Genomic DNA, 10,436 nt, shown 5'->3' with positions numbered 1-10,436 from the left:
CGGCTCAAAAGCCACGCTTGTGACGGGCCGATCTCCGGATCGGTCCGTTTGTATTTGGAAGGGCTGCCACCCCCTTGCATCCGGAACGCCCTTGCGGCATTGACGTCGCCGCGCCGAGGCGCCGTAGGAGTGTAGCTCAACTGGTCAGAGCGCCGGTCTCCAAAACCGGAGGTTGCGGGTTCGAGTCCCTCCACTCCTGCCAGTTCGGTGATGTTCAGCCTCTTCCGTTCATGGTCGACAAGCCGGAGCACTTGCGCTAGAGCGAGCGCACTCCGAGATCGTCGTCTGCGCTATCGCGGTTAGGGCTTGGGCCTCGTGCTCGGCCCCGCCTTCTCTCGGAATTTCCGGTTTACGTGGCCATGGCATCGAACGAAGCGACGAAGAAAGCGGACCCCGCCAGGGGAGCCGCACGTGGCCCGGCAGCCCCGACGACGGCGCGCTCTGCGCCGGCAGCACGTCCGGCCGCCAAGCGCGTCGGACCGCTGGAGTTCCTGAACCAGGTCCGCGACGAGGGCCGCAAGGTCACTTGGCCGACCCGTAAGGAGACCACGGTGACCACCATCATGGTGTTCGTCATGGTGGTGATCGCGAGTATCTTCTTCACCGTCGTCGACCAGGCGCTTCGCTGGGCTGTCGGGTTGATCCTCGGGATCGCAGGCTGATTGTTTCGGGCGCGTCACCCGCGCCGACGATTGTTTGAGGAGTTGAACGCGACCGTGTCGAAGCGCTGGTACATCGTCCACGCCTACTCGAATTTCGAGAACAAGGTTGCCCAGTCCATCAAGGATCAGGCGGCCCAGCGCGGACTTACGGACCTGTTCGATGAGGTCATGGTGCCGACCGAGAAGGTCACCGAGGTGCGCCGCGGCCGTAAGGTTGACGCAGAGCGCAAGTTCTTCCCGGGCTACGTGCTCGTGAAATGCGACCTGACCGATGAGGTCTACCACCTCATCAAGAACACGCCGAAGGTCACCGGCTTCCTCGGAGCCGACAAGTCAAAGCCCGTTCCCATTCCGGATGCGGAAGCGGAGCGCATCAAGGGCCAGGTCCAGGAGGGCGTCGACCGTCCGAAGCACTCGGTGTCCTTCGAGATCGGCGAGACCGTGCGCGTGGCGGACGGTCCCTTCGCAAGCTTCAACGGTACCGTCGAGGAGATCGACGATGCCCGCTCGCGCCTCAAGGTGGCAGTGTCGATTTTCGGTCGCGCCACCCCGGTCGAGCTCGAATACGGACAGGTCGAGAAGGCCTGATCGTAGGGCAGGCGGTCCGCCGCCAGCCCATCATTCGCGGGAGATCTGCCCGGTTCGCCGCCGGGAGCACCAGATCGCACCGCGACCTGCAACCGCTCGCTCCGTCGAAGGCTTAGGCAGCCCGACGGCGGGCAAACATTGGGAGCAGTCCCCATGGCGAAGAAGATCACGGGCTACGTGAAGCTTCAGGTCCCGGCCGGCGCCGCCAATCCGTCGCCGCCAATCGGTCCCGCGCTCGGTCAGCGCGGCCTCAACATCATGGAATTCTGCAAGGCCTTCAACGCGAAGACCCAGCAGATGGAGAAGGGCACTCCGATCCCGGTGATCATCACCGCGTATCAGGATCGTTCCTTCACCTTCGAGATGAAGCAGCCTCCGGTTACCTTCTTCCTGAAGAAGGCCGTCGGCCTGAAGCTCGGCAAGAAGCCGGCCTCCGGCTCGAAGACCCCCGGCAAGGGTGCCACCGTCGGCAAGATCACCGAGGCTCAGCTTCGCGAGATCGCCGAGAAGAAGATGCCCGACCTCAACTGCGACTCCGTCGAGTCCGCCGTTGCCATGATCCGCGGCTCCGCCCGGGCCATGGGCCTCGAAGTCGTCGCGTAAGGGAGGGCGAAATGGCACGCGAAGGAAAGCGCATCCGCTCCGCCCGTGAGGGCATCGAGCCGACCAAGCTCTACACCATCGATGAAGCGATCAAGCTCGTGAAGTCGAAGGCGACCGCCAAGTTCGACGAGACCGTCGAAATCTCGATGAACCTCGGCGTCGACCCGCGCCACGCCGACCAGATGGTCCGCGGCGTCTGCAATCTGCCGAACGGCTCCGGTCGTACGGTTCGCGTGGCAGTCTTCGCCCGCGGCGCCAAGGCGGACGACGCCAAGGCCGCCGGTGCCGACATCGTCGGCGCGGAAGATCTCCTGGAGATCGTCCAGGGCGGCAAGATTGAATTCGATCGCTGCATCGCGACCCCGGACCTGATGCCGCTCGTCGGCCGTCTCGGTAAGGTGCTGGGCCCGCGCGGCCTGATGCCGAACCCGAAGGTCGGAACGGTGACCATGGATGTGAAGGGCGCCGTCGCCGCTGCCAAGGGCGGCGCGGTGGAGTTTCGCGTCGAGAAGGCCGGTATCGTCCACGCCGGAATCGGCAAGGTGTCCTTCGATGAGCAGAAGCTCGTCGAGAACATCAAGGCGTTCGCCGACGCCGTGTCGAAGGCGAAGCCGTCCGGCTCCAAGGGCACCTACATCCAGCGCATCGCCGTCACGTCGACGATGGGCCCGGGTGTGAAGGTCGAGCCGGCCTCCGTGCTCACCGCCTGATCTGGACCATCACCGACACTAGGATAGCGCCCGGCCTCTCGCGAGGTCGGGCGTTTCCGTTTGAGCGCACCATCCCGAAGCCAACATCCCAGGATCGCGAAACGGAGTTCGCAAGCTCGGCCAGGCGGCGACGTTGCGCCGCAACTTTGCAAAATCCTTGCGATAAGGGGCAGCCAGCGCCCACGGCTGTGTTAAATAGCCTCGCATGCGATGCTCTCTGACCGTCTCATCGAAGCGACGCATCCTCTGCGTCTTCCCGGCCTACACGCCGTCCTTCGGCACTTTCTCCCACGCCTATCCTCTGATGGGCGGGGTCAAGGCGTTCATGCCGCCCCAGGGGCTCCTGGTCATTGCGGCCTATATGCCGGAGACCTGGGAATGCCGTTTCATCGACGAAAACATCAAGGCCACGACGCCTGAGGAATTCGCCTGGGCGGACGCGGTGTTCGTCTCGGGGATGCACATTCAGGAAGGCCAGATCCACGACATCCGGCGTCGCGCTCACGCTGCGGGCAAGGTCGCGGTGCTCGGCGGACCCTCGGTCTCTGGTGCACCCGAGAAGTACCCGGACTTCGACTACTTGCATTGCGGCGAGATCGGCGATGCCACTGACCGCTTGATCGCGATTCTCGACGAGAGCTGCGCGCGACCCGCCGCACAAGTCGTGCTCGAAACCAAAGACCGCCTCGGCCTGTCGGACTTCCCGGCTCCGGCATACGAGGCCGTGCCGCTGAAGCGCTACCTGATCGGCTCTCTCCAGTTTTCGTCCGGCTGCCCTTATCGCTGCGAATTCTGCGATATTCCGCAGCTCTACGGACGCCAGCCTCGCCTGAAGAGCCCGGAGCAGCTCTGCTCGGAGTTGGACGCCATCGTTTCGCAGCCCGGCCACCCAGCCGTGGTCTACTTTGTCGACGACAATTTCATCGGCAACCGCAAGGCGACGCGGGACATGCTGCCGGTGCTCGTCGAGTGGCAAAAGAAGAACAACTACCCGCTCCAGTTCGCCTGCGAAGCGACTCTGAACATGGCCAAGCAGCCCGAGATCCTCGAGCTGATGCGCCAAGCTAATTTCATGACGGTGTTCGTCGGTATCGAGACGCCAGAGGCGGACGCACTCAAGGGCATCGACAAGACCCACAATGCCGCCGTACCGATGTACGAGGCGATCGAAACCCTGAACTCCTACGGGCTCGAAGTCACCTCCGGAATCATCCTCGGCCTCGACTCGGATACCGATAAATCCGAGCAGAACCTGATCGACTTCATCGACAAGTCGGCGATCCCCGTGCTGACGATCAATCTGCTCCAGGCACTGCCCAAGACCCCGCTGTGGGATCGGCTCGAGCGCGAAGGACGCCTCGTTCACGACGCTAGTCTCGAATCCAACGTGCTGTTCACGCGACCGCACGACACCGTGGTGTCGAGCTGGCGCCGGGCCATCGCCCACGCCTACACGCCTGAGCGGCTGTTCGAGCGATTCAAGCACCAGTGCGAGACCACCTATCCGCACCGGATCAAGACGCCGGCCGCCGGCAAGGTGACCTTCACGAACCTGCGCCGCGGACTGATCCTCGGCTTCAACATCATCACGCGCGTCGGCCTGTTCTCCGATTACCGCAAGCCCTTCTGGAAGGCGGCCGGCTACGCACTGAAGCGCGGGCAGATCGAGGCGGTGTTCAACATGGGCTTCGTGGCTCACCACCTGATCCGCTTCACCCGTGAGGCCTTGCGCGGAGAGCACAACGCCTCGTTCTATGCGGCCAAGGCCGCCGAGGCCGAGGCCGCGCTTGAGCGGGGCTTCTGGGCTAATGCTCGCCGTCGCTTCATACCGGAACGCGAGGCGGCATAGGCTGAAGGCACTCCAACAAGCGTCATCGGTCACCTTTACCGGCAGCCGGAAGCCAGCCGGTACCCGGCAGAGCTGCATTACGAGGTAAGCGTCGGCCGTAACCGTACTGGCCGAAACGCGCACTCCGCTTGGAGAGCTGGAAGCACGCCGAGGCTGCACTTGCGCGGCTTGGCGTCCAAGGCATCGTACTGGGAAGTCCTCCCTTGATAGAGGAGGTCGAAGCTGCCCGAACCAGCGGGCCTTGACTCATCCGCCACGCGGATGGCTTGAGGCCTGATGTCCAGCCTCGACGCCTTCGCCTGCGACGCACTCGCGAAACTCGACGCCGCCTCCCTGCGCCGCCGGCTCGTCTCGACCGAGCGCGGGCCCGAGGCGAGGGCGGCGCGGGACGGTCGCAGCCTCGTCTCGTTCTCATGCAACGACTATCTCGGACTGAGCCAAGATCTGCGCGTGATCGCGGCCGCTAATGCAGCGCAGACGCGCTGGGGCACCGGAGCAGGGGCCTCGCGGCTCGTGACCGGGAACCACCCGGCTCTCGTGGCACTGGAGGAACGGCTCGCCGCCCACAAGGGCACGGAAGCGGCGCTCGTCTTTGGCAGCGGCTACCTCGCCAATCTTGGCATCGTCTCGGCGCTCGCCGGCACCGGCGACCTGATCCTCGTCGATGCGCTCGGCCATTCGTGCCTGTTCTCGGGCGGCAGGCTGTCGGGCGCCGAGATGCTGCGCTTCCGCCACAACGACCTCGGGCATCTTGAGACCTTGTTGGCCAAGCATCGCGGCAAGGCGCAGCGCGCGATGATCCTCACGGAGCGGGTCTTCAGTATGGATGGCGACCGCGCGCCGCTCGCCGAGATGATGGCACTGGCCGAAAAGCATGACGCTTGGGTGCTCGTCGACGACGCCCATGGGCTCGGCGTCGTCGAGACCGGCGCCCAGGCACCTCTTGAGATGGGCACGCTCTCGAAGACGCTCGGCGCCTATGGAGGCTATCTCTGCGCCTCGCAGGCGGTGATCGACCTGCTGACGAACCGCGCCCGCTCCTTCGTCTACACCACCGGCCTCCCGCCTGCCTCCGCCGCTGCTGCGCTCGCCGCTCTCGACATCGTCGAGACCGAACCGGAACGCGCCGCCCGACCGCTGGCCCTGGCCCGGCGCTTCACAGCCCGGCTCGGGCTTCCCCAGGCACAGAGCCCCATCGTCCCGATCGTGGTGGGCGAAGCGGAGACCGCGCTTGCCCTTTCGAAAGCCCTGGAAGCGAGAGGCTTCCTAGTGGTGGCGATTCGTCCGCCGACTGTCCCCGCCGGCACCGCGCGGCTGCGCGTCGCCTTCTCAGCTGCGCAGAGTGAGGCGCAGGTCGACGGCCTTGCCGAAGCCCTCTTGGAACTTCATCCGGGGATGACGACGTAGCCTCACGCTGACGATGGCAGGCGCATTGCGAAGCGGATGCGGTCAGACTTCGACCTCGCCAATCGCTCGCTGGAAGCCCCACTCTTGCTCACCTCCGCCCTCGCCACCCGGAAGTCCATCGCAACGATCCTGGCGCAGCAGGATTCCGGAGACGCTACTCCCAGCCTCGCCAGAACGCTGTCGGCTTTCAGCCTGGTCTGCATCGGTGTCGGTGCCACGATCGGCGCCGGCATCTTCGTCCTCACCGGGACTGCGGCGGCGCAGTTCGCCGGACCGGGCCTCGCGTTCTCCTTCGTCCTCGCCGGGTTCGCCAGCGGGTTGGTGTGCTACGCCGAGCTCGCCGCGATGATCCCGGCGCCCGGCTCGACCTACACCTATACCTACGCGACGCTCGGCAGCCTCGCCGCCTGGATCATCGGCTGGGACCTCGTTCTCGAATTCGCCATGGCGGCTGCCACCGTCGCAGTCGGATGGTCCGGCTACGCGCAGAGCCTTGCTGCTGATTTCGGATTGAGGTTGCCGGCCCTTCTCGCGGCCGCGCCCGGCAGCGGCGGGATTGTCAACCTGCCCGCGGCCGCGATCACCCTCGGACTGACTCTGCTTCTCATGCGCGGCGCGCGGGATGCAGCCTTGAGCAACGCGATCCTGGTCGCGTTGAAGATCGCGATTATCCTTGCCTTCGTGCTCGTCGGTGCTCTCCACGTAAAGCCCGAGCTGTGGTCACCCCTGGTGCCGCCAAACCAGGGAAGCTTCGGCGCCTTTGGCTGGAGCGGAATCTTGCGTGGCGCGGGCGTGGTCTTCTTCGCCTATATCGGCTTCGAAACCGTGTCCTGCGCCGTCGCTGAGACCCGCGATCCACAGCGCGATGCACCGATCGGCCTGATCGGAGCCCTGATCGTCAGCACAATTCTCTATGTTGCCGTCGCCGCCGTGCTGACGGGGCTGGTGCCCTACCAATTGTTGAACGTGCCCGATCCGATCGCCAAGGCTGTCGACGCGCTCGGCCTCGGCGGCTTCTCGCTCATCATCAAGCTCGGTGCACTTGTCGGGCTGACGACGTCCTGCCTCACCGCCCTCTACGGGCAGGGCCGCATCTTCTACGCGATGGCCCGCGACCGGCTGTTGCCCGAGGTCTTTGCGCGGCTCGATCCGGCTACGCGCGTCCCGCGCTTCGGCCAGGGCACGATCGGCCTGCTGACCGCAGCTGTCGCCGCCTTCGTGCCAATCGACATCCTGGGCGAACTCGTGAGCATCGGCACGCTATTCGCCTTCATCCTGGTCTGCAGCGCCGTGCTGATCCTGCGTCGGACGGAGCCAGAGCGAGCTCGTCCGTTTCGCGTCCCGGGCGGCAGCCTGCTGCCGGTTCTCGGCATTCTTGGCTGTCTCGCCCTGATGGCGGGGCTGCCCGGCGATACCTGGATCCGGCTTATGGTCTGGCTCAGCCTCGGGTTCGCAATCTTTTTCGGCTACGGCCGCCGCCGGCTCACGGCAATGCCGGCCGAACCAGCTTAGAGTTCGAGCGTCAGCGTGACCGGCACGTGGTCCGAGGGACGCTCCCAGCCGCGGGCGTCGCGAAACACCTCGACCTTGCGCACGGTGTCCTTGAGATCCGAGGAGACCCAGGCGTGATCGAGGCGGCGGCCTTTGTTGGCGGCCTGCCAGTCAGGCGAGCGATAGCTCCACCACGTGTAAATCTTTTCGGGCTCCGGCGTGAGGTGGCGCGCCGTGTCGACCCACTCTGCCTCGCCGCGCAGCGTTTCGAACGCCTCAGTCTCGATGGGGGTGTGGCTCACCACGTCGAGCAACTGCTTGTGAGACCAAACGTCGTGCTCGAGAGGCGCCACGTTCAGATCGCCTACGAGGATTGCCGGCCCGGTAACGCGCTTGCTGCCCCAGGCGCGCAGCTCCTGCAGAAAATCGAGCTTGTGCGCGAATTTTGGGTTCAGCGCGCGATCCGGGATGTCGCCCCCGGCTGGCACGTAAAAATCGTGCAGCACAATCCCCGCCGCCTTACCCGCCTCGGGGCCGAGCACCGCCGAGATGTGGCGCGCATCCTGCCGTTCGCAGAACGGCATCACAGTGCGGGTGACCAGCGGGAAGCGGGAGAGGATCGCGACGCCGTTATAGCCCTTCTGCCCAGCGAACTCGACGTTCTCGTAACCGGAGCCGCGCAAAGCCTTCAGCGGGAAGGCATCGTCGGGACACTTCGTCTCCTGCAGGCAGAGGACGTCGGGCTTCGCAGCAGCGAGAAAACGCAGTACCGAGTCGATGCGCAGCCGCACCGAGTTGATGTTCCAGGTGGTGACGGTCAGGCGCAACGGATCCGGCCCTATGGGGTTGGCATCGTCGAAGGGCGTCACCGATAGATCGGATTCGAACGCTCGTCGCCGTTGAAATGCCGCTTGAGCTCTGCTCTCCACGGCGGCCGGCAATCATTCTTGCAAGGATATCGCGTGTCAGCCACCCGCTCGGCGCTCTTCAACCTCTATTGGGCTGGATGGACCAGCCTGTTTGCGCTGCCTCTCGTCGTCCTGGCCACGCTCGGCTCACCCAGCCGCCCAATCCGGGCGTTCACTCGGCTCTGGTCGCGGGGCATCCTGTTCGGACTGCGCCACATCGTCGGCCTCGCCTATGTCGAGGAGAGCCGCGAGCGCATCCCGGCGGAGCCGTGCCTGATCGTGGCGAACCATCAATCAGCCTGGGAGACGCTGGCCTTCCTGACGCTCGTCCCCGACGTCGCGATCGTTGCTAAGCGCGAACTGGTGGCCATTCCGATCGTCGGCTGGTTCCTCAAGCGCTCGCCGATGATCATTATCGACCGGGCCAACGGCACCCAGGCGCTGCGGATCATGATCGACGAGAGCCGCGTCGCGATTGGGCAGGGCCGCTCGATCCTGATGTTCCCGGAGGGCACGCGTGGCGCGATCGACGAACCGGTGCAGTTCAAGCGCGGGGTCGAGTTGCTCTATGCAAAGCTCGGTCTGCCCGTGCTGCCGGTCGCCGTGAATTCGGGCCTGTACTGGCCGCATGGCGGCTCGCGTCATCGACCGGGAACAGTGGTGGTGAGCTATCTCGCTACGCTCGCGCCGGGACTGAACGGCGCGGAATTCATGCGCCGCACGCAGGGCGCGATCGATACGGAGCTTGATCGCTGGCGTGAGCCCGCACCGCAGGCGGGCTGAGACATGTCTATTCCTGCGCGTTCGCCTGGTTGCGCTGCTGTTTCATCTGCTCAAGTGCGGCCTTGTCCTCGGCGCGGCCGTAATCGATGAAGAACAGGATCGGATCGACGGCTTTGCCCTTCTGCAGGTTCGAGAGCTGCACAGTGGTGAGGTAGCCCTGGGGGTCGGTGATCCGCCACTGCGAGAGCGTCTTCATCTCGGCGTCGAAGTAGAGCTGGATCTTCGAGGTACCACCAAGCGTCGACCGGTCCTCCAGCGACACGCGGATGCCACCGGGATCGTTGGTGACGTCGGTGACCGACAAGTCGCGCGCAAGATCGATCTTGTCGCGGATCAGGAATTTCAGCGGCGTTTGCGAGATGAAGTAGAGGTCCTGCGTGTTCAGCCTGCGGTCGCGTACGGCTACCGAAGTGCCATCCGCGATGACTTCCAGCGGTGAGGGCTGGTCGTATTCGAAGCGCAAGCGGCCCGGCTTGGCCAACGAGAGCCTGCCGCCGATCTTGCGCCCGTCCGGCCCGATCTGCAGGAAGCCGCCGGTAAGCGTCTGGAAGCTATTGAAGTAGGCGTTGGCGCGCTGAACTACAGCCTCAGGCTCGACGCGTTGTGTCGACGCACCGGCACCCGGAGCCCCGACAGCGGCAACCTGGGATTCCGCGGGCTTGGCGGCCGGTCTGGCAGGCGCAGGTTTATCGCTGCTCGCAGCCTTGCCCGGGGCGGCCTTCGGCGCAGTCTTCTTGGCGGCCGGAGCCTGGGGCGGCTCGGCCTCGGGAGCGGCAGGCGCCTTCTCCTCCTTGTTGCCGAGCAGGCCGTCGATGAAGTTGGAAAGCTGCGCCGAAGCCGGCTGCGGCTGCAGCGCGAGGGCCAGAAGCAACAGCGGACCGGCGGCAAGGCGGGTGCGGCGGCCAGTCATCGTGTTGCGGTCTCCGAGACTTGCCGATGGACTCGGCGCGAAAGGAAGAAGTTCGGAACCCGTGTCGGTCCCCCGAATGTCCCGGCGCGCGAAGCACCGGGACGTCCATGGTTAGAGCCCGCGCCTGTGGCGAAGTTGCGGCCTCATTCGTCGTCATCATAGCCGGAGGACGGCATCGGCACGCCGTCGACCAGGATCTCGCGCTTGCCGGCATGGTTGGCTGGCCCGACGATGCCCTCGATCTCCATTCGCTCCATGATGGAGGCTGCACGGTTGTAGCCGATCTGCAGACGGCGCTGGATGTAGGAGGTCGAGGCCTTCCTGTCGCGAAGCACGACCGCGATAGCCTGCTCGTAGAGATCGGAGGCATCTCCGCCCTGAGCGGCGACAAAGGCACCAACGTCGAAGACCGGCGCGTCGGCCTCGTCAGATTCCTCGTCCTTATCGGCCTTGGAGCGTGAGCCCTTGGCAGGCTTCTCCGGCTCAGACGCGCCATCGTCCGCTGTCACCGCGTCGAGGTATGAC

General features: G+C 65.2%; 11 protein-coding genes and 1 tRNA gene. 9 read left to right on the top strand and 3 right to left on the bottom strand.

Translation table 11 applies throughout. The features are described from left to right. Positions 1 to 125: 125 nt before the first annotated feature. The 8 genes from MGN01_RS22505 (at position 126) to MGN01_RS22470 (ending at position 7,331) form a co-directional block, all read left to right on the top strand. A tRNA-Trp gene (locus tag MGN01_RS22505) sits at positions 126 to 202 on the top strand. A 157-nt stretch (positions 203 to 359) separates the two neighbouring features. After that, positions 360 to 662 (top strand): preprotein translocase subunit SecE, encoded by a 303-nt coding sequence (gene secE, locus MGN01_RS22500; RefSeq protein WP_147049030.1) that lies wholly within the window; start codon positions 360 to 362, stop codon positions 660 to 662. A gap of 54 nt (positions 663 to 716) precedes the next feature. Beyond that, positions 717 to 1,250 carry a transcription termination/antitermination protein NusG gene (gene nusG / locus MGN01_RS22495; RefSeq protein ID WP_147049029.1) on the top strand — a complete coding sequence of 178 codons (534 nt, stop codon included), beginning with the start codon at positions 717 to 719 and terminating at the stop codon, positions 1,248 to 1,250. Between the two features lie 153 nt (positions 1,251 to 1,403). Continuing rightward, positions 1,404 to 1,853: a 50S ribosomal protein L11 gene (gene rplK / locus MGN01_RS22490; protein WP_147049028.1), complete on the top strand. Its 450-nt coding sequence runs from the start codon at positions 1,404 to 1,406 to the stop codon at positions 1,851 to 1,853. 11 nt (positions 1,854 to 1,864) lie between these two features. Beyond that, positions 1,865 to 2,563, top strand: coding sequence for a 50S ribosomal protein L1 (gene rplA, locus MGN01_RS22485; protein WP_147049027.1), 699 nt, complete (start codon positions 1,865 to 1,867; stop codon positions 2,561 to 2,563). A 205-nt stretch (positions 2,564 to 2,768) separates the two neighbouring features. Beyond that, a complete protein-coding gene (locus tag MGN01_RS22480) occupies positions 2,769 to 4,412 on the top strand; it encodes a B12-binding domain-containing radical SAM protein (RefSeq protein ID WP_147049026.1) in 1,644 nt (547 codons plus the stop codon). 276 nt (positions 4,413 to 4,688) lie between these two features. After that, a complete protein-coding gene (locus MGN01_RS22475) occupies positions 4,689 to 5,819 on the top strand; it encodes an aminotransferase class I/II-fold pyridoxal phosphate-dependent enzyme (RefSeq protein ID WP_147049025.1) in 1,131 nt (376 codons plus the stop codon). Between the two features lie 84 nt (positions 5,820 to 5,903). Then, positions 5,904 to 7,331: an amino acid permease gene (locus MGN01_RS22470; RefSeq protein ID WP_147049032.1), complete on the top strand. Its 1,428-nt coding sequence runs from the start codon at positions 5,904 to 5,906 to the stop codon at positions 7,329 to 7,331. Here the strand turns inward: MGN01_RS22470 and xth are convergent. After that, positions 7,328 to 8,137, bottom strand: a complete 810-nt coding sequence (gene xth / locus MGN01_RS22465; protein ID WP_147049031.1) for an exodeoxyribonuclease III — start codon at positions 8,135 to 8,137, stop codon at positions 7,328 to 7,330. The genes MGN01_RS22470 and xth overlap by 4 nt on opposite strands. Before the next feature lie 135 nt (positions 8,138 to 8,272). Here xth and MGN01_RS22460 point away from each other — a divergent pair, with 135 nt between their 5' ends. Next, positions 8,273 to 9,001, top strand: coding sequence for a lysophospholipid acyltransferase family protein (locus MGN01_RS22460; protein WP_147049024.1), 729 nt, complete (start codon positions 8,273 to 8,275; stop codon positions 8,999 to 9,001). 7 nt (positions 9,002 to 9,008) lie between these two features. On the opposite strand, the gene MGN01_RS22455 is transcribed toward MGN01_RS22460, so the two are convergent. Continuing rightward, the gene (locus tag MGN01_RS22455; protein ID WP_147049023.1) at positions 9,009 to 9,911 is read right to left on the bottom strand and encodes a LolA family protein; all 903 of its coding nucleotides are present in this window, start codon (positions 9,909 to 9,911) and stop codon (positions 9,009 to 9,011) included. A 143-nt stretch (positions 9,912 to 10,054) separates the two neighbouring features. Continuing rightward, the coding region (locus tag MGN01_RS22450; protein ID WP_280178567.1) for a DNA translocase FtsK at positions 10,055 to 10,436 on the bottom strand (382 nt) is incomplete at its 5' end.

The sequence above is a fragment of the Methylobacterium gnaphalii genome (assembly GCF_007992215.1).
Classification (GTDB): Bacteria; Pseudomonadota; Alphaproteobacteria; order Rhizobiales; family Beijerinckiaceae; genus Methylobacterium; species Methylobacterium gnaphalii.
Note: the sequence above shows the minus strand (reverse complement) of the source record. Positions and strands in the feature narration are given on the sequence as shown.